Annotated in this window: 15 protein-coding genes; 4 read left to right on the top strand and 11 right to left on the bottom strand. The window is 41.9% G+C overall.

Annotated features, from left to right (window positions below; genetic code table 11):
* The first annotated feature begins 36 nt into the window (after positions 1–36).
* Complete coding sequence (locus tag A3GY_RS0105895; protein WP_018030490.1) at positions 37–2,100, top strand: DUF2079 domain-containing protein; 2,064 nt, start codon at positions 37–39, stop codon at positions 2,098–2,100.
* Between the two features lie 79 nt (positions 2,101–2,179).
* Here the strand turns inward: A3GY_RS0105895 and A3GY_RS0105890 are convergent, their stop codons facing one another.
* Positions 2,180–3,571: an LPXTG cell wall anchor domain-containing protein gene (locus A3GY_RS0105890; protein WP_018030489.1), complete on the bottom strand. Its 1,392-nt coding sequence runs from the start codon at positions 3,569–3,571 to the stop codon at positions 2,180–2,182.
* A gap of 190 nt (positions 3,572–3,761) precedes the next feature.
* Positions 3,762–6,035, bottom strand: a complete 2,274-nt coding sequence (locus A3GY_RS09720) for a Spy0128 family protein (protein WP_018030488.1) — start codon at positions 6,033–6,035, stop codon at positions 3,762–3,764.
* Between the two features lie 363 nt (positions 6,036–6,398).
* On the opposite strand from A3GY_RS09720, the gene A3GY_RS09930 reads away from it, so the two are divergent.
* The 3 genes from A3GY_RS09930 (at position 6,399) to yaaA (ending at position 13,285) form a co-directional block, all read left to right on the top strand.
* Positions 6,399–11,570 (top strand): G5 domain-containing protein, encoded by a 5,172-nt coding sequence (locus A3GY_RS09930; RefSeq protein WP_018030487.1) that lies wholly within the window; start codon positions 6,399–6,401, stop codon positions 11,568–11,570.
* Positions 11,571–11,755: 185 nt separating this feature from the next.
* Positions 11,756–12,550 (top strand): zinc transporter ZupT, encoded by a 795-nt coding sequence (gene zupT / locus A3GY_RS0105875; protein WP_018030486.1) that lies wholly within the window; start codon positions 11,756–11,758, stop codon positions 12,548–12,550.
* A 9-nt stretch (positions 12,551–12,559) separates the two neighbouring features.
* Positions 12,560–13,285: a peroxide stress protein YaaA gene (gene yaaA / locus A3GY_RS0105870; protein ID WP_018030485.1), complete on the top strand. Its 726-nt coding sequence runs from the start codon at positions 12,560–12,562 to the stop codon at positions 13,283–13,285.
* Positions 13,286–13,303: 18 nt separating this feature from the next.
* Here yaaA and nrdG read toward each other — a convergent pair whose 3' ends face one another.
* The 9 genes from nrdG to A3GY_RS0105825 form a co-directional block, all read right to left on the bottom strand.
* Positions 13,304–13,903, bottom strand: a complete 600-nt coding sequence (nrdG, locus tag A3GY_RS0105865; RefSeq protein WP_018030484.1) for an anaerobic ribonucleoside-triphosphate reductase activating protein — start codon at positions 13,901–13,903, stop codon at positions 13,304–13,306.
* Positions 13,896–14,408, bottom strand: coding sequence for a GNAT family N-acetyltransferase (locus tag A3GY_RS0105860; RefSeq protein WP_018030483.1), 513 nt, complete (start codon positions 14,406–14,408; stop codon positions 13,896–13,898). The genes nrdG and A3GY_RS0105860 overlap by 8 nt, the downstream gene beginning before the upstream one ends.
* Before the next feature lie 7 nt (positions 14,409–14,415).
* On the bottom strand, positions 14,416–14,568 hold the full coding sequence (locus tag A3GY_RS10375; RefSeq protein ID WP_018030482.1) for a hypothetical protein: 153 nt from the start codon (positions 14,566–14,568) through the stop codon (positions 14,416–14,418).
* Positions 14,569–14,635: 67 nt separating this feature from the next.
* On the bottom strand, positions 14,636–16,837 hold the full coding sequence (gene nrdD, locus A3GY_RS0105850; RefSeq protein WP_018030481.1) for an anaerobic ribonucleoside-triphosphate reductase: 2,202 nt from the start codon (positions 16,835–16,837) through the stop codon (positions 14,636–14,638).
* A gap of 97 nt (positions 16,838–16,934) precedes the next feature.
* On the bottom strand, positions 16,935–18,512 hold the full coding sequence (locus A3GY_RS0105845) for a membrane protein (protein WP_026161949.1): 1,578 nt from the start codon (positions 18,510–18,512) through the stop codon (positions 16,935–16,937).
* A 77-nt stretch (positions 18,513–18,589) separates the two neighbouring features.
* Positions 18,590–18,718: a hypothetical protein gene (locus A3GY_RS10495; protein ID WP_018030479.1), complete on the bottom strand. Its 129-nt coding sequence runs from the start codon at positions 18,716–18,718 to the stop codon at positions 18,590–18,592.
* Positions 18,719–18,790: 72 nt separating this feature from the next.
* Positions 18,791–19,090: a DUF1292 domain-containing protein gene (locus tag A3GY_RS0105835; protein ID WP_018030478.1), complete on the bottom strand. Its 300-nt coding sequence runs from the start codon at positions 19,088–19,090 to the stop codon at positions 18,791–18,793.
* Between the two features lie 9 nt (positions 19,091–19,099).
* Positions 19,100–19,519, bottom strand: coding sequence for a Holliday junction resolvase RuvX (gene ruvX, locus A3GY_RS0105830; protein ID WP_018030477.1), 420 nt, complete (start codon positions 19,517–19,519; stop codon positions 19,100–19,102).
* Positions 19,516–19,785, bottom strand: a complete 270-nt coding sequence (locus tag A3GY_RS0105825; protein ID WP_018030476.1) for an IreB family regulatory phosphoprotein — start codon at positions 19,783–19,785, stop codon at positions 19,516–19,518. Before A3GY_RS0105825 ends, ruvX begins: the two co-directional genes overlap by 4 nt.
* Between the last annotated feature and the right edge of the window lie 92 nt (positions 19,786–19,877).

Below are 19,877 nucleotides of genomic sequence, written 5' to 3'. Positions count from 1 at the left end.
CATTCATAGACCTCAAATTTACTAGGAGAGAATACTGTGACTTTTTTTAAACATGTTAGTCAAAAATGGGTACCCGAAGGACTGAACCAAATCCTTCTCTACATCATCAACGCCTACCTGCTATACGCCATTTTCAACCTTGTCCAACTGCCCGCTGAGACATTGTTCATTCATCTAGGCAACCATGGTCTGCCCTTCTTAAGTCTTATCCTAGCCTTGTTTATTTTAGTGGCAGGTCAAATCCTTTTGGGAAAAAAATGGAAGCTGTCCATTTTTCAGCAGCTAGCCACTGTCTTGATGGCTGCCTATCTCTTTATCGCCATCTACAAGAGCCCGTCTCTCTTAATTACTTTCAGTCTCTTCATACTGGGCTTTGCTGTCTATTTCAAATTATACGTAGATCAAATGAAGTTTCGGCAGCTCCTGCCAGCTGTTTTTCTAGCTTTATTCCCAAAGGTCATCTACAGTATCTATCACACCTATCCAGGAGATCTCGGAAAATTTGCCATCAAACTTGATAATTGGAATACCAACCATATCTGGATCCTGCTCTTCGCCTTCCTTTACGCCCTTCTCCTAGGCTTTTTATTGACTCATTTCATCGGTAAAAAAATCAGCATCCGTCAAGCTGCCAAGCAAACCAAACTTGCCTATGCCATCGTCGGTCTTTTGGGACTTACCTACGTTATCTACCTCTGTATTATCTCCGTCTACAAGGTGAAAACATTATCCGTCTCAACCTTTGACATCGGGATCTTCACCCAAATGTTTGCCAGCATGCGCGATAATCTAACGCCCATGACGACTTTAGAGCGGGACAAACTCTTGTCACACTTTGCCGTGCACATCTCTCCCATCTACTACCTCATGTTGCCCTTTTACTACTTTCTCCCTTACTTAGAAACCTTAGAAGTGCTGCAAATTCTAGTCGTATTTTCGGGCGTCATCCCCTTGGCTCTCATTATCAAAAAACTACAACTGCCAAAATATATCCGGCCTTTTCTATTACTATGGTTTTTTGTTACCCCTGCCTTTACGACCGCAGGCTCCTATCATCTGCACGAAAACTGTTTCCTAGTTCCCCTGCTGCTTTGGCTAATCTATGCCAACATGAGCCAGTGGAAATGGCGATTACTCCTCTTTGTCGCCCTCACCCTAATGGTCAAAGAAGATGCTTTTATTTATGTTGTCTCCGTAGGACTCTACTTTCTTATCCAAAATTATCGGACAAGCCCAAAAAGAACATCTCTTTTCACTTTCTTGTCCCAGATTATTTTTCCCATTCTTTATTTCTCGGCCTGTGTCTATCTTCTCAGTAAATATGGAGAAGGTGCCATGGTCAGCCGTTTTGACAACTTCCTTCTATCAGGACAAAAAGGGCTGTTCAAGGTTATTCAAAATATTCTTCTTAACCCTACCTTTACGTTTGTCAGCCTCTTTACACAAAATAAACTCAAGTACCTCTTCCTCCTTCTCCTCAGTCAGGCTTTCCTGCCTTTAATGCAGAGAAAATGGCATCATTACCTGCTTTTTATTCCCTTGGTCGTCATCAATTTATTATCAGATTATCCCTATCAGGCAGACTTCGGGTTCCAATACAGCTACGGTACCAATACCTTAATCCTCTTCACCTCACTCTTAGCTCTGGAAGGATTTTATCAAGCTGAAACCACTGCTGAAATAGCACAAAAAATGAAAACAGGAATCATCTGTACCGCTACGGCATTCTCTATTGTGATGTCATCAGCGATTTTGTATAGTTTTACCAATAATTGGTATGCAGATACCCTCACCTATTTCAACCAAAAAGAAACCTATACCTCCATCCATAAAACCCTTGGCGCCATTGATACAAATCAGAGAATCTTAGCCTACTCTGCTTATACCGTTGATTTAAGGGAGACCAAGGAACTGTACGATATTTTCTACCATAACCAGCAGGAAGTTGATCCGACCATTGATCTTCTGGTAATCCCCAAAACGACTTTTGAAGGGAATACTACGGAAGCTGAAGTTGTTAGAAAATACCTGAACTCTAGTTACTCCATTTCTGAAGAATCAACAAAACACGTCCTCATTATTAAGCCCGACAAACCTTAACCAAACACAAAAAGGAAGGAACTCCCTTCCTTTTTAAGTGATCAGAATAGATAAAAAGCCAACCTAAGTTGGCTTTTTATTAGTTTTTACGAGAGCGGTAAAAGAATAAGCCACTTCCCATAAGAATAACACCTAACAAACCAGTCCAAAGTCCTGTCTGCTCACCTGTTGATGGTAAACTTGATTTTTTAACCGTTGTCTTAGCTGATGGTTTTGTTGTGTTAACTGTTGTTGTCGTTGATGCCTTAGTTGTTGCAGGATCAACCGGTTTTGTCGTTGTCGTTGAAGCTTCTGTGGTTGTTGTGGTTGGATCTTCTGTGGTTGTCACTGTGGTAGTAGATCCTGTTGTCGTTGCAGTAGTACTTGTGGTTGAAGCCTCCGTTGTTGTAGTACTTGTTGTTGGAGCTTCCGTTGTTGTGGTGGTACTTGTGGTTGGAGCTTCTGTCGTTGTTGTAGTAGTTGTTGTGTTATCTGAATCTGCAGAACCCGATGCAGTTTCAATGACAACTGACTTAGTGATGGAACGTTCAGCAAAATTGCTTGCTGACCAGCTCAAGGAATTAGTGAAAGCTGTTCCTTTAGGGCTATCCTTAGTCACTTTAGTTGTATATTCAATATAAAGCGCACCATCCAACCAGATACCACGTCGTTGCATATCGGTGATTGTAAATCCAGTCGTTGCTCCACTAGCATCAGTTGTCAAATTGACAGGGTAAACGTCAGCGGCACTGGCCTTCGCAATATCGGCTTCAGTGACAAGTGTTACACCTGACATTTTGGCATAGCGCGCAGCACGAACATTACCGACAAGTGTATGCCCTTCTCCAAAGGTATCTGTGATAATTGGCGATTTCAGAATATCTTGCCCAGCATTGATAATCACTTTCCATCTAATTAAGGATGGGTCTGCCTTATCTTGGTAACCATACTTGTATTCATAAAAACCAACATCTCCGCTTGTTGCATTGTAAGTAACGGTGTAGCTTTCATTACCGTAAGTAAATGATACTGGACCTGACTCAGTTACAGTAGCAGTGTTGATTGTTGTTGAAAACTGCAACTGCATCCGTTTGTTTTGAGGCACTTTTGAGAATTGATCCGTAAAGGTTACTGTAACCGTTCCTTTAGAAGGACTAGTCACAGCTGTCCCTACTTTAATGCCTTCTGAATTATTCACATCAAATGTCAAGGTTGTCTGAAGAGCCAACTCACTAGGCAGTTTCAAGGTCAACGTATCACCTGCATTGATTGTCTGTGAATCTGGGAACGTAATATTGTTGGTTACTGTCAATGTCTGACCATTAGTAACTGATGTGCCCGCACTAATAGGTGTTCCGCCAACCGTAATAGCTGTCGTATTAGTGTAATTCGTGACCTCCGCAGCCTTTGCTGTTACAACATTTTTAAACCCTACAAACAGGCTAACAATAAGAACAGCAATCGAAAGAACATTCACAATTTTTCTTTTCAATGTTAGTCTCCTTAAAATATATAATACAATACCATTATAATATAAAATTTAACACAAAGTCAAGAAATATCATTTTTTTCATTTTTTAACAAAAAAATGAGGATTCTTGTTTTCCCTCCCAAGCACCCTAACAAGAGATAAATAAAAAAAGAAGATCTTTCGATCTTCTTTTCTAACTAGCTAGATTATCTTAATGACGTGTGCGATAAAAATAGAAACCTGCACCTGTCACAACAATTAGCCCTAGGAGGCTAATCCAAACACCTGCTTGTTCACCCGTAGATGGCAGACCCGCTTTTTTAGCTGGTGCCGATGATTTTACAGTTGTTTTTGGTGTTGAGCTAGATGGTTTAGCTACAGTTGTGGTTGCCGAAGCTCCTGTTGTTGCCGGATCTTCGGTAGTCGTTGCTGCAGTAGTCGTTGCTGGAGCCTCAGTTGTGGTTGCTGCAGTTGTAGTAGTCGCTGCAGTAGTCGTTGCTGGAGCTTCAGTTGTGGTTGCTGCAGTTGTAGTAGTCGCTGCAGTAGTCGTTGCTGACGCTCCTGTTGTTGTTGCTGAAGCTGCAGTAGTCGTTGCTGCAGTTGTAGTAGTTGCCGCAGTTGTGGTAGTCGCTGGAGCCTCAGTAGTTGTAGACGTTGTTGTCGTCGTTGGAGCCTCAGTAGTCGTTGTTGCTGCAGTAGTCGTTGTCGTTGTTGTAGACGTTGTTGTTGTCGTGGTTGTAGTGGTAGTTGTTGTCACATATTCATTTGTGAAAGTCACAGCATCAGATGTAACTTGCGCAACGAGCACCCCACCAACACGAGTAACTAAAACAGTAACACTCTTAGCTTCTTTGTCATAAGTGACATTTTCAAGGTTTCCTTCAACTTCTTTAATAGTGTAAGTATAAGTTCCTACACCTTTGAACTCAATCCCTTTAAAGACAACTCGACCTTCAGCAGTATTTGTTGTTTCGCCTACTTCGTTTCCATTCGCATCATACAACTTGAATGTGAACTCTCCTTCAGCCAAAGTACGTCCTGTTAATTTTTTAGTCGCAATAATATCAACGAGACCTGGTTCTGGGTCATCTTGGATATTAACAGTGCTTCCTGTTGCACCAAGTTTAACAGTGTATTCTGTCGGATCCAATTTATAACCAGTTGGCGCTGTTTTTTCCTTAATCTTGAAGGTTTGACCAACCAAGCTTGGGTCGTATTCTGTTGTCAGAGCAAGACCGTTTTCATTAGTTGTAATGTCTTGAGTTGAACCATCTGGAGCAGTTACAGTGTAGACCGCACCTGCTACTGGAGCCAAGTTAAAGGCATCTGTTTTGTTGATTTTAACTTTATAGGCTGTCGAAGCAACGATCGTACCAGAATAAAGTGATGTTGCAGATGCAGTCATAACTGTTCTCGTATTGTTGCTACGCTGAGTCAGAGCAGTTCCGTCTTCTTTAGCTAAAGAAACAGTGTTTCCTACTGTACTGCCGTCATTTGGAGTTGTCGTGTTATAGGTTACAAAATACTTCTTAGAACCATCCTTGAACGTAATCGTGAAGTTGGTGTAGTTAGCATTCCATTGCAACGTATAATCTGTCCCCTCAGTCAAGAGAGTGCCGCCGATAGGAGCAGATGTGCTAGAAACCATAGATGGCATATCATAGACTTTGACAGATTCTGGAATATACTGAATAGCAGCATATTGTGAATCTGAAGGGATGGTATCCGTTAAGACTAAGTTACTCCCATAATCCTGTCCGCCAGTATTCACACGAACACGCCACGCAGAGTAGTACTCACCTGAGCTCTTAGAACCGATAGCTGCCAGAGCCGGAGAATCCCACGCATCTTTAGAAGCCGTACCCCCATTTTTAGCGAAGTTTTCATAACCTTCCTCAGTACCGCTAATGGTTTTTGAACTATAAGTATGTGTGATTGTTTCGGACAAAGAAGTTGAATCAAAAACAATTGGCGTTTTAGTCTGGTCAGTGCTGAATAAGAAAGCAACAGCAAAGTTACCTGAAACGTCTTTAACGATATCACCGCCGGTTTTATCCAAATACTCTTGAAGATTCTTCAAGGTGATAACAGCTGTACCTCCAGCACCTGTTCCGTTGCTAGTTACTTTAGCCTCAGCAATGTTAACTCCTGAATCAGAATCTGTTAACTGGGATGTCCCAGAATAAACAGTCATTGGAGCAGGGATAGCCAAAGTAAAGGTGTCTCCGTCAGATAAGTTATTATTATATGCTTTCAAATCAAAAAGAGCTCTGAGTTTGTAAGCATTCCCCGTACGGATATTGTAGACGCCTTCTGCATCTGTCGTCTGAGTTGTATCACTTGCATTGAGCAACTCAATGCTTGTAATAACATTTTCCAGCTCCTTAGCCTGAACCGTTTCAGATGAAACAAATAAGGTTCCTAAAAGAACTGCAAAGGGTACTAAAAGCGTCGAAAACGCCTTTAGAAGTTTACGTTTTACCATAATTTTTTCCTTCCTTTTTCTTTTTTTCAGTTTTCAAAGGTCTCCCCACTTCTGGTAAAAAAGTGAGCCTCGGTCCACATTTTAACGTGGACGAGTGTCCTCACCAAAATGTTTCCAAAAGAATTATAGCAAAATTAGTTTATGAAAGCAATACCTTTGTTTTATTATTGAAACTTTTTTGCTATCTAGTAATCTTATCGACTTTCTTTACAAAAGATAGACAATAGTTTGACAATAAAATTATTTAATTATTAAATTAAATTTTTGTGACAATTTTATTGTATTTTTGCGTCAAATTTGTTGATAAAATCTTAATGATTTGATAAAATCACATTAACAATATAGAAAGACATTGCTTGTATAATGAAAAAGTTAAAAAAAGTTAAAAAACAATGGGTAGCAGTTTCGATAGGAGCTGCTACATCTGCGTCTGTTCTTGCGGCAGGTACTGTATATGCAGAAACACCTGCTACAACTGTAAGCACAGACCCTGGCCTCACCAGTGTAACCACTAGCAGCGACACGACAGCCTCTGACTCTAGTACAACGGCAACAACTCTTGCTGCTGAAACAAGTGTAACAACTGCCAGCGCAACAGTTTCCGAGACTACGACAACTGCTGCTGAAACAACAGCTGCAACCGAGACCAGCCAGCCGATAATGGCGGCACGCGCAGCGGCGGTTACTTCTAGCGATCCACTGACTGCCGAAGATATCAATGACGAAGCAACTTTAAAAGCTAATGCAACCCCTATCATCCCTAGTGAAAACCAATCAACTAAAATCAACGATGCCATTACTACTGATGATCGGACTGTCCTCAGTCAGCCAGCTGTACCTGGGGTAAGCTATACAGTTAAATATGATACAACCAACCAATGGTACTACATTGATGCCACAGATTTTGGCTTAAATATTGCTGATAACAGCGACGATACAAACGCTGTTGCTCTGGCACTCCGAACAGCTAATGACATTGTTATGACGGATGGCAGCGGCACTCAGTATAAAGGCGTAGCTGTCAAACTTTCTGGAATTGTTAACGTCGCTCGTGACCAAGGTGTTATCGATCATTATGAGGTTCTCACTTATGGGGACGGTATCCCTGTCACACCTGCTGGCAGCATTGCTGGTATCAGCAATCTAGCTAATATAACACCTGCCGAATATGCCACCATGACAGTTGATGCCGATGGCATGACCACCTATGTCAATAAATCCGGTGTTACTCAGGCTGGGATTGTTATTCCAATCTATCGCCAAAACGGCCTCTTCAATCAAATTAAAATTGACTCAAGTCTATCTAATGTAACGGCACTATTCGGAGACGGTCAGGGAACAACTGAAATCAAAACAAACCTAGTTCAGCTAGGCCAGCCGTGGGACAGTAACGAAAATGATACCGACAGCCGCGACCACGCTGTTGTTCTCGTTGAGGGGATCGACGGATTCGTCGTTAAAGACCTCTCTGTTAATATCAAAAACTTGACAGAAGCCTTCGGAGACAGCCATGATGGGTTCTATGTTAAAGGCATGCCTTACTATGGTAAAGTCAATGCAATACAGATTGATGATTCTGATAATGTTACTGTTGAAAGCGTAGAAACAACTGGTGCTAATAAGGCTGGTGTTTATGTTGGCTCTTCTTACAACAGTGTATCTAACATTAAATTAGATCCAAATTCTTACAATGGTAAACAATTTGGAACAGCTAAATTACGTTCTGTGAACTACTTGGTAAGTAACGGAGCAGAAGGCTATAGTTTTGACAGTCTAAACCTCGGTGTCAATAATAAAGTCATTGATGTCAACTCTCACAATAACCGAGTTGCCGGGGTACAGTTTGCTTATCAGACCGACTTCTTGGTAGAAGGGTCTGTCCTTTCTGAAAATGGTCATAAATTAAACGGAAGTACCGGATACGGAGTCGCTTCTTCTGCCGGATCTTACAATAGTGATATCATCTTCCGTAACAATACATCTACCTATAATTACCGTAAAGGATTTGATATCCATGATGGTGATAAAATTTTAATTGAAAACAATGTCTCCTATGGTGATCGACTTCTGGGAATTTCCGTCTACAACCGGACTTACCCTATGGAAAATGTCATTATCCGTAATAACGTTGTGACTCAAGACCCAGCTAATCGTTTGGCAGTCAATGATTTAGCTCTTGATGGTGGCTTCTCTGCCGGCAGCGACTATATTCAGTACGAGGCTATTCATCTCCAGACAAACGAAAAATTCCGCGACTTAAGCGCACCCGGTTCTGTTGGATATTTCGAAATTGAAAACAATACCATTCAGGGATTGGATGCTTCTGGAAAAACAAAAAATGGCCAACCATACTCCAGCAATGCCATTTTGGTTCGTATGCAGGAACCCTATCTGGACTATGTGTTAAACATTGACAATAACACCATTACCGGCGAATTAGCGACTAGCATCCTTAAAATCTTCAATAGAGCCAACGATAATTTAAATAGAGACAACACACAAACCCAAACCGATATTATGGACAATGGACTTGGTTATGGTTCAGGTGCCATCAACATCCGAAACAATACGGTTGAGGTGACAACCATTACTGGTGATGCCGATCGCTCGATTTCACCAATTGATATCAACGACTCTATCACCAATAATCTCATCAAGGATACTACGCTAAATAGTAGCGGTAACCCAAGCAATGTCCTCGCTTACCAAGATAAGTTCAGAGGATCTCTGATTATTGAGGACAACACGTTCAAATTTGAGAATACCAATGTCAGCGGTAAATCAAATACAGTAACACCTGTTAGTGTAATGACCAACGCGGAAGCTATTATCTTCAATAATAATACTTTTGACTTTGGTAATGTCACTCAAACCTACACCAATAATGCGGCTATGCAAAAAGCATTGATTACCGTTTCTGGTAATAATGGTCCAACTATTCAGCCTTCATCAAATGGTTTAGAGACAAATACAAATACGCAAGCATCCACTTTGCCTAGTCTTTTAAATAAGACTCAGCCATTTGTCTTCCTAAACAACGACATTACTATTTCAGGTATCTCATATGGCTCTAGGGCTCCTGATTTACCAATCAAGGTTCTAACTTCTCTTGCGACGATACGCTACATTGATAACAACACCTTTACTTCTCTTTCTCCAGTGACAGCGGCTATTCCTAAGGAAGAATCTGATAGCAACGGAAATACGCTTTTTACAACAACAGTGGAGAAAGTGACGCCTACTGAGGCTCTTAACAGCCGACAATTCAATCTGGCTGTTGAACGCTTCTCAACAGAAGCTCCTGCCTTGCTCTCTTCAACGACAGAAACCTTATACAGAGATACTGTCTTCATCAATGACCCTAACCTGGCTGCCGGTGAAACCGTGGTTGATGTTGAAGGGCAGGATGGTACTAAAACTGTCGATACTTACATTGCTAGTATCGACAATGGCATCTACGATACCATCGGAGACTTTGATGTTAACAATCCCTACCCTGGTTTAGTAAGAGCTTACTTTAAGCTGGGCAATGTTACTGATGCTCTGGATAACAACCGAGTTCCTGGTCTGGTACGTGGGGATTACATCGTTACTGCTGGAGCAAACACTGGCAACATCTTAGAAGCTTACAAAACGTATGTTTATAACCTTCAGAAAAACGGGAAAACCGTCCTTGATGCTGCCGGCGTACCAGTGACAGGCTCTACTGATGTTACCTATGAATTCGCCAATATGCCTGTCGCCCTAAAAGATGACACGCTCTATCTGTATACAGAGGAAACAGTCCTGACCGATGCTGTCACTCGTGTTGTCCGCGTTGGTACAAATACCACTACAGCTGCAGGTGTATTCGATCAGATTGAGATTCCATTTACCACAACTTATATTGACACAGATGAATTATTAGTCGGTCAAACGGAAATAGTAACGCCCGGAGTAAACGGCACCAGAACCGTAACCTACCGTGAAATTCGTGACAATGACACTGGACAGGTCCTCTCTAGAGAACTTGTTTCAGATACTGTGACTACCGAGCCAACGACTCAGGTCATTCGTCGTGGTACTTTGGCACCAACTTCAACGGTTGAAAGAACCGTAACCTCTGAAGTGGATTATACTACCATCTACATTACATCTGACGAGGTTGACAAAGATACACGGATTGTACAGACACCTGGTGTCAAGGGTGTTAGAACCATCGTTTATCGTGATACCATTAATAATGTAGACGGTTCTGTCATTAGTACGGAAACTGTTTCCAATACTGTCACAACAGATCCCGTGACTGAAGTGATTGTCATTGGTACAAAAGAACCTATCTCAACGGTTGAAAGAACGGTAACACAAGAGATTGATTTCCAAACCATTTATATTTCATCTGATCAAATTGAAAATGGTAAACAGGAGATTCAAACACCTGGTGTGAAAGGAGTCCGTACCATTGTTTACCGCGATACCGTTAATAAGACAACTAACATTGTCCTTTCTTCCGAAGTTATCTCTAATACCGTAACAACTGAGCCAACGACACAAATTATCTTAGTGGGTACGAAGGAGAAAGAGATACATATCGAGGCTGATCGAACAGTTGTTGAAGAAATAGATTTTGAAACCGTCTATATTCCAACAGATACTCTAGACCTTGGTGTGCAGGTGGTTCAAACACCGGGTATAAAGGGTAGACGCACACTTGTCTTCCATGATACGATCAACAGCTTAACCAACGAAGTGATCTCATCTGTTCTTATTTCAGAAACACTTGACAGCCAGCCAGTGACACAGGTAATCTTAGTGGGTACGAAATCAACAGATAATGGTCCAATTGTTATTGAGCGCCAACAGGTTGAAGAAATCAACTTTGAGACCATCTATGTTCACTCTGACCAAATTGAGTATGGCAAACAAGTGATTCAAACACCAGGACAAAATGGCCAACGCACTGTGACCTACAGAGACACTTTGAACAAAGCAGATAATACTATCATCTCTTCAGAAATCATTTCTAATGTTGTCAACAGTCAGCCAATCAATCAGGTCATTCTGGTGGGAACTAAACCAATTACGACAACAATTAATCGTGTTGTCACAGAGACCGTTCCTTTTGACACTATTTTTATTACTGACCCAACTCTATCGATTGGAACACAAGTGATTCAAACAACTGGTCAAAACGGTGTCAGAACCCTTGTTTATGAAGAAGTCTATGACTTAGACAACAATCTCATTAGCTCAACACTTGTTTCTGACAATATGTCTGTTCAGGTTATCAATCGTATTATCCGCATCGGAACCTTACAGACCACAGAAGCAACTCCTGAGGCATCAGTTTCTACTCCTGCCAAGACAGAGACTTACAGGTATCTGCCTGCAAGTTATGAGGCCGTATTAAATGCACCCGTAAGTCCGAAAGCAGCAAACCCAGAAGCTATGCTTCCACAAACTGGCGAGGATCAAAACCGTATGGCTATTATCGGCAGCGTTATGCTTGTAGCCGGTGGTATTAGTTTACTTGCCAAAAAACGTCGAGAAGACTAAAATTTCTTCTGACCTTAAAACCGCAAAACTCCCCTTTCAATTAGTCGAAGGGGGAGTTTTGATTTGCTCCAACAACTTATCTTTGAAAGACATCTGGGTATAGATACTTAACTGGTTTAATTTGAAGTATTTGTGACTTCATATTATAATAGAAGGAGATTAGTCCTTATTAGAAAGTGATTTATATGAATTCAAGTATTTTAACAGCCTTTGCACTAACAGCTATTGCTGGTTTGGCTACTGGGATTGGAAGTCTGATTGCTTTCCTTGCGAAACACACCAATAAAACCTTTCTTTCGGTCAGCCTTGGGTTTTCAGCCGGCGTGATGATTTACGTTTCAATGGTGGAGATTTTCCCAACGGCTCAAGAGATACTGACTAAGGAACTTGGGGAACGCTCAGGTTCTTGGGTCAATGTGATTTCGTTTTTCTTAGGGATGGGCTTGATTGCTCTCATTGATAAGTGTATTCCTTCTGAAGAAAACCCACATGAAATCAAAAATCTTGAGGACGAGAACCGACAACCTCAGAAGTTGATGCGGATGGGGCTGATGACCGCCATTGCTATTGCTGTCCACAACTTTCCAGAAGGTCTGGCTACCTTTGTCTCCGCCTTACAGAATCCTAGCTTAGCGCTTCCTATCGTTGTTGCTATTGCTATCCACAATATCCCTGAAGGCATTGCTGTTTCAGTTCCCATTTATCAGGCGACACGTTCGAAGAAAAAAGCCTTCACCTATTCTTTCTTATCCGGCCTGGCTGAGCCTTTAGGTGCTTTAATCGGCTGGTTTCTTCTCATGCCTATTATGAATCAGGTAATATATGGAGCCATTTTTTCGGCGGTCGCCGGCATTATGATTTTTATTTCCATGGATGAGCTCTTACCGGCTGCTCGCGAATATGGCCAGCACCACCTGTCTATCTATGGATTGATTTCCGGCATGATTGTCATGGCCATAAGCCTCCTGCTCTTTATCTAGAAAGCCTCTATGAAAATTTTAATTCCGACAGCTAAGGAACTAAACCTCCTCAGCCAGACTTCCCCCCATCAGTTAAGCCAAAAATCACAAAAAATTGTTGACACGATTTTAAACCATCGGAGTATTAAAGACTTGGCAGTCTTTTACAAAATCTCTAAGGAAAAAGCACAGGAAGAGTACCTACCCCTAAGGCAGCTGCAGACAGGACAGGCTCTGGCCGCTCCTGCCTTAGATCTCTTCAACGGCCTCATGTACCGCAATATCGACAGAAACCTTAGTGAAACTGAAAAAAACTATGTTAAAAAGAGGGTTTTTATCACATCTGCCCTATACGGCATCAGCAATGCTTATGATGCTATGGCCGCGCACAGGCTTGACTTTACGCAGACGCTCAGTATCAACGGAAAATCCTTAAAAAACTATTGGCAGAAAGACTATGATCGCTTCTTAGAAAAACAAGGACCTTTCATCTCACTCTTATCCAGTGAATTTGAATCCGTTTTTTCTAAAAAATACCGTGAGCAACTGATTCAGGTTCAATTTATGGAAAATAAAAACGGACAGCTGAAAACACATGCCACCATTTCTAAGAAAGCCCGTGGTAAATGCTTAAGCCAGATGATCAAGCAGGATATCACTCAGGTCAGCCAGCTAAAAGCACTAACATTCGATGGCTTTGTCTATGATGCCAGCCTATCATCCCCTCAAAAATTAGTCTTTATTAAAAAGGTTTAGGCATATGCCTAAACCTTTTTAAATGAGTTTATCACGGCTGACCTGCTCATAAGCGTGGTCGCCATCATTGAGTTTATCCCAGATGACCACCTGCCCGCTGGCTAGTGACTTCTGAACATCAATAATGCGTTGGTTGGAAGAACCTCGGAACTGCAGCATCACATTTTTTTTGCTCAAGTCAAAGCGGCCATCAACCAATATGTCAATCAAGCTTAGCAACTCCAGCTTGTCAGGCGTTTCCTGTAGCATTTCCTCCCAGGTATAGCCTGTCCATGACCAGATATCCTTATCTGGCAACTCTTTTCGAATACGTTTCACTAGAGGCAGAAGAATGCCAGTGTTTAGAAAGGGTTCTCCGCCAAGCAAGGTCAACCCCTGAACGTAAGGCTGAGCCAAATCTGCCATAATCTGCTCTTCTAATTCTTGGGTATAGGGCACACCAGCACCGAAGGACCAGGTCGCTTGATTATAGCAGCCTTCACAGTGAAACAGACAGCCCGCTACATAGAGAGAATTACGGACACCTTCGCCGTCTACAAAATTAAAGGCCTTATAGTCAATGATTCGTCCCTGACTTACTTCCTCACTCTTCCATTCCTGAGGTTTTGGATTATTCATGGTCATCCTCCATCTCTATCCAGTAACGTTCAAAATGGTGTCTAATATCTTCCAGAACACCGCCATTAGCCAAAATAACACTTCGGCTGGCTGGGTTATCATCATGGCAGGTCAATAAAATCGACCTTATGTTTTTCTTCATCGCTTCTGCTAAGCCAAGAGCTAACTGTTCTTTGGCATGGCCTTTGCCACGCTCAGACGGCCTAATCGAATAGCCGATATGACCCCCCTGCGCTCTCAAAAACTCATTGAGTCGCAAGCGTAGATGGAGAAAACCCAAGGCTCTCCCCTCCTCATCAAAGGAAACAAACTGAATGGCCGGTACGAAGCCCGATGGAAGGTTAAGACCCCGTTCACAGTCGAGATTATAAGCCAGCCAATCCTCGTAGGAAAAATTCTCACTGGTCCAAAAGCCGCCATCATGGGCTGCATCAGCTTTCTCAAACTCTGCCATCATCTCTAAAATAGCTGCTTTGTCCTCTGGCTGAGGTCGTCTTAAGTCCATTAGTCTCCTATTCTTTCTTTGATTTGCGCGTCAGTTTTTCTAAAAATTGTGCCCTCAAGTCCGTCTTGTCTTCTTTTTTGTCCTTCAATGTGCTGGCGTTCTTTTCATGAAAGCGCAAGACTTGTGCCTTGCCCTTATCATCCAATTGGTATTTTCCCATAGAGTCCTCCTTGAGCCGAAAATAAGGTTGGCATATCTTCCAACCTTATGATGTCTTGGCCACCTTTTTAGGCTTGGCCTGGATTATAAATCGTTGAGCCATTCATATGTTTGACCCTTGCTGCAATTTCTTGATGACGGCCGTGAACCATTGGCCGCGCCTGCGGGTTGCCTAGGTAACCACAGGTTCTTTTAACGACATCAACTGTTTTAGGGTCGGTGTTGCCACAGTTGGGGCACTTAAAACCACGCTCAGTCGGCTCAAAATCACCTTCAAAATGACATTCATAGCAATGATCAATTGGTGTATTGGTTCCCAGATAACCCACACGATCATAAGCATAATCCCAGACAGCTTCAAGAGCCTTAGGATTCTGCTGTAAAACAGGGTATTCGCAGTAATGAATGAAACCACCGCTGGCGCCTGCCTCTGGATAGATTTTTTCAAAGTCTAATTTTTCAAACGGTGTTGGATTCTTGCGAACATCGTAATGGAAAGAGTTGGTGTAATAATCCTTATCCGTGATATTTTCAACCTCACCAAATTTTGCCTTGTCCAAACGACAGAAACGGTCGGTTAAACTTTCAGAAGGTGTTGAATAGACGGAAAAATGATAATCATAGGCATCTGACCAGTCCTCGCATAACTGTTTCATCTGACGAATAATGTCCACAGTAAAATCCTTAGCAGCAGGATTGGTCTCCCACTCTCCGCCATAAAAGACTGAAGCTACTTCGTAAAGCCCAATATACCCTAAAGAAATCGTCGCCCGACGATGCTTAAAGAGATCATCGACATTGCCATCTTTAGACAGACGTTTTCCAAAAGCACCGTATTGGTAAAGAATAGGGGCATTAGCCGGTGTGGCTTCCTTAACACGATTGATACGGTAAACCAGAGCATCTTTGGCAATGGCCATACGCTCGTGGAAGATATCCCAAAATTTGTCCATATCACCATTGGATTCCATGGCAATACGGGGGAGATTGACGGTTACCACACCTAAGTTCATACGGCCGGAGGTCACATCTTGCCCATTTTCATCTTTCCAGCCTTGCAGGAAGGAACGGCAGCCCATAGGCACCTTGAAAGATCCGGTCAATTCAACAATCTTATCATAAGACAGCATATCCGGATACATGCGCTTGGTGGCGCATTCCAAGGCCAATTCCTTGATATCATAGTTGGGAGATCCTGGCTCTAGGTTAAGACCCCTTTTAAGAGTGAAAATCAGTTTTGGAAAAATGGCTGTCCGATGCTCGCTGCCCAGACCATTGATGCGAATGTTAAGAATGGCCTTCTGGATTTCACGTTCAAACCAGCCTTGACCCAAACCAAAACCAAGTGAAGTAAAAGGGGTCTGACCATTTGAGGTGAAGAGAGTATTGATCTCATACTCCAAAGACTGCATGGCATCATAGATGTCTTTTTGAGTCTTTAAACGGGCATAGGCTTCTTGCTTCTCAGGAAGCACCCATATTTCAGCATCTTTCAAATGCTTCTGATAGTTGAGCTCAGCATAGGGTGCTAAAAATTCATCAATCCGATCGGCCGAACAGCCTCCGTACTGACTAGAGGCGACATTGGCAATGATTTGAGAAATCTGTGCCGTTGCTGTCTGAATAGACTTCGGACTCTCTACCTCAGCATTACCAATCTTAAAGCCATTAGCCAACATGCCCTTAAAATCAATTAGACAGCAGTTGGTCATCGGTGTGTAGGGACTATAATCCAGGTCGTGATAATGAATATCCCCTTTTTGGTGCGCATTGGCCACATGCTCAGGCAACATTTTCAAACCGATAGATTTTCCGACAATACCTGCCGTCAAATCACGCTGGGTATTGAAAACATCGCTGTCTTTATTGGCATTTTCATTGACGACGGTCTGATCCTTATTGATGAGTTTATCAATGCTCAGGTTAATATCAGTAGCCTGAGACCGTTCAAAATCGCGACGGGTCCGGTAGTTGATATAGGCCTGCGCAATGGCATATTCATTTTCCTGCAGGAGCTCGTGTTCGACGATGTTTTGAATTTCATAAATCTTGACATTTTTATCAAAGCGCTCCACAATTTCTGCCACAACCTTATTGGTAATCGCCTTTAATTTGGCCTCAATAAAAGGCGACATCGCTGTCACCTGCTCGCTGGCGCGAACGAGGGCCTGAAAAATTTTATCAGCATCAAAATGGACTTCCCGTCCATCTCTTTTAATAACAGATATTTCTGGCTTTAAAACAATTTCCTGTGTTTCTAATCGAATCATAACCGTTCTCCTTACAGAGAACATTATAGCATACACACAAAAAAAATCAATATCTTGTGGTGAAAATTTTATCGATACACAAGATATTGATTTTTCCTTATTTTTTCTGATAAAGAAGGAAATGTTGGCTGTTAATTTCAGAAATCAAATTATAATTATTTTCTAAGTTTTTCTGCAAGGTCTCCGATAAGGTCAGGTCTTTATTGACAAGGACAAATTTGGATTCGTTTTGCAAAAGCTCATCTTCCAGTTCTTTCTTATTGGAAGCCTTGACCGTATTGACGGTTGGTATCGGATAGGCCGTTGCCGACTTCCGAACACTGTCCAAGTAGACCTTGGCGCTGGAATCCCAAGTGTAGATAAGCTCTTTGGAGCTGGTGTTCTGCTTCAAATAAGAAACAATCTCTCCTCGCTCTTGATTAAGTGGAACTGCAGTCGCAAAAGAATAAATCGGCAAAAAAAGGCTATAAGCCAAAATGAGATAAGGCAGATAGAAGTGACTCATAACAAAAATACTGAGCACCTTTTTAGACTGACGCTGACGCTTTCTGCGTCTTGATCCCGTATGGTAAACCTCTTTGTACTTATCATTGAGATAGAGGCTGGTCAAGACCAAACCAAAGGGTAGGAGAATCAGGAAGGAATAGGTGTCAAAACTTTGGGATAAAAAGACATAAACCAAATTTAAAATGAAGCTCACGAAGACAATCACTTTAATGATATCATCTCGATCATCTTCCCGTCTGATATGTTTAAAGAATGTCAAAGCCCCCATGAGCAAACCAGAAGCAAAGAGCACAAAAAGCTGGAAGGGCATCGTTAGAAAAAGATTCTCTTTGCCTAAGGCAAAATAGGTGAAATAATAAATCCCTGCCTGACTAATGTAAGAGGAAAGCACCTGTAAATCTAGGACAAAATAGCCGACAGTGTAAAAAATCAAGAGTCCGCCAAAAATAAGGCATAAGAATTGGTATACATTGCGGGCACCTTGTCTGGCCCGAATATTGCGGACAGCAATCACAAGCAGAGAAACAAGCCAGAAAAAAAGCGTCCGCGGTTCCATAAGGTAGGCCAAGGCACCTGTTAAACCGTACACAATAAAGCCTTCATCTTTAGCCTCTCCCACAAAATAACGGGTTAAAAACCAAAGTGAGATGAAAACAAAGGGCATCGCAAACTGAATTGGATAAAGCCCTCCGAAGCCCAATGAAAAGTTAAGGACATAAAACAGGATTAAAGTATTGACCGCAATTTCATCCTTACCCGTCATGTGGGTCACGATTTTATAAAGATAGGTTCCTGATACATAAAAGGCCAAGAACTGGACTAGGACCAGCCAAAGGCTGGAACCTAAAAAGTAACTTATGGCAATCAGACCATAATAAAGAAAGCCACCCGTTGCAAAAATGTCCGTATACGGCAGCTGCCCTCGGACCATCATAAAGCCCGTATAAAGACTATGTGACTGATAGGCATTTGCAAAGTCCGTCAATAAAGGGGTCGCCACACTGAAAACACTGACAAAAATACTTAATAATAAGAGATAAGCACGGTGTCTAGATGCCATCTTCACTTTTGTTTTCGTCTGACTGGCCTTGTCAGGCTGATTAGTTGTTCTATGGCTGTTGAATTCGCGAGAACGGCTGTAAGACGCTCTTCTTTTTGATGTATCTATTTGAGACACAGTCTCTTTTTTCTTATCTTTCAACGGTTTGCTCCTTGATTTTGTCTACTATAAAAGTATAACAGAATCTACTCATTAGTCAATTTTTGTGACAGCCGACTGAAGGTTTGAATTTCCTTGAAAGTATGCCATTTTTTAGCCTGATAGGACTGCAAAAAAAGATGCTCCTCCTTGCTGATTTTGTCTTGTTTGTTCATAAACCACCTCAATGGTTTATTCGTCAAAAAATAAAAAAAGATGCTAGGCTGATTATCCTAACACCCATCATCTTATTCTTCGTCTAAAAAGCTATTAAAGACTTCTTCAATCATATTCCATTCAGCATCTGAATCTTCAGGAATAGGCTGTAAATCTCCTTCTGTACCATCTTCATTTTCGGTAAAGGAATAGGCTTGGATTTCTACCTGTCCATCTTCATCTTCTTCTGCACCAACTGGAACCAGAAGGACATAGTTTTTGCCGAACTCTTCCTTACCGTCAATGGTGAGTAAAATCTCAAATAAGCTTTCATTGCCTTGTTCATCAACAAGGGTAATGACTTCATGATCGTGTTCGTGGTTATGTGCCATCTCGTCTCCTTAAAACATCCTATCTAAATAATTTTGAAGAATCAGCTGAGCAGCCAACTTATCAATTACCTTTTTACGTTTGCCGCGGCTAATATCTGCCTCTTCGACCAGCATTCTCTCTGCCTGGACGGTGGTTAGACGCTCATCCTGATAATCAACGGGCAGGTCAAAACGCTCTTTTAGTTTATCCCCATAAGCCTGACTAGCCTCGACTCTGGGGCCGCTGGTATTATTCATGTTTTTCGGCAAACCAATAACAAACTTCTGAACCTTATACTCTTTGACTAACTCTGCCAAACGCTCAAGACCAAATTCCCCTTTATTTTCATTAATTGGGATAATCTCTAAGCCTTGGGCTGTAAAACCTAAGGGGTCGCTGATGGCAACACCAACAGTCTTAGAACCAACATCAAGTCCCATCAGTCTCATTTGACATCAATCCCATTTCCTTGAAGGTAAAAGCGAACCAATTCTTCCACAATTTCATCACGTTCGTATTTACGAATCTGATTGCGGGCATCATTGTAGCGGGGTACATAAGCAGGATCCCCACTCAACACATAGCCAACGATTTGATTGATTGGGTTGTAACCTTTCTCCTCTAAGGAGCGATAGACATTGGTCAGAGTCTCACTGATTTCTCTTTTGTTACTATCATCAAGGTTAAAACGAACCGTTTCATCTGTAAATCCCACAACAACACCTTCTTTCTATAGGGCATAATATAGTATATTATAACGTATTTAAGCATTTTTAACAAGGATAAGACGTTTTAAAACCGAATAGA

This window comes from Streptococcus ferus DSM 20646, from assembly GCF_000372425.1.
In the GTDB taxonomy this organism is placed as follows: Bacteria; Bacillota; Bacilli; order Lactobacillales; family Streptococcaceae; genus Streptococcus; species Streptococcus ferus.
This window is presented reverse-complemented; position numbering and strand designations above follow the sequence as displayed.

Excerpts from the sequence above, each read along its gene's own strand:
- A3GY_RS09720 (WP_018030488.1), bottom strand. The coding sequence starts at position 6,035 with ATGGTAAAACGTAAACTTCTAAAGGCGTTTTCGACGCTTTTAGTACCC.
- A3GY_RS09930 (WP_018030487.1), top strand. The coding sequence starts at position 6,399 with ATGAAAAAGTTAAAAAAAGTTAAAAAACAATGGGTAGCAGTTTCGATA.
- zupT (WP_018030486.1), top strand. The coding sequence starts at position 11,756 with ATGAATTCAAGTATTTTAACAGCCTTTGCACTAACAGCTATTGCTGGT.
- yaaA (WP_018030485.1), top strand. The coding sequence starts at position 12,560 with ATGAAAATTTTAATTCCGACAGCTAAGGAACTAAACCTCCTCAGCCAG.
- nrdG (WP_018030484.1), bottom strand. The coding sequence starts at position 13,903 with ATGAATAATCCAAAACCTCAGGAATGGAAGAGTGAGGAAGTAAGTCAG.
- A3GY_RS0105860 (WP_018030483.1), bottom strand. The coding sequence starts at position 14,408 with ATGGACTTAAGACGACCTCAGCCAGAGGACAAAGCAGCTATTTTAGAG.
- A3GY_RS10375 (WP_018030482.1), bottom strand. The coding sequence starts at position 14,568 with ATGGGAAAATACCAATTGGATGATAAGGGCAAGGCACAAGTCTTGCGC.
- nrdD (WP_018030481.1), bottom strand. The coding sequence starts at position 16,837 with ATGATTCGATTAGAAACACAGGAAATTGTTTTAAAGCCAGAAATATCT.
- A3GY_RS10495 (WP_018030479.1), bottom strand. The coding sequence starts at position 18,718 with ATGAACAAACAAGACAAAATCAGCAAGGAGGAGCATCTTTTTTTGCAG.
- A3GY_RS0105835 (WP_018030478.1), bottom strand. The coding sequence starts at position 19,090 with ATGGCACATAACCACGAACACGATCATGAAGTCATTACCCTTGTTGAT.
- ruvX (WP_018030477.1), bottom strand. The coding sequence starts at position 19,519 with ATGAGACTGATGGGACTTGATGTTGGTTCTAAGACTGTTGGTGTTGCC.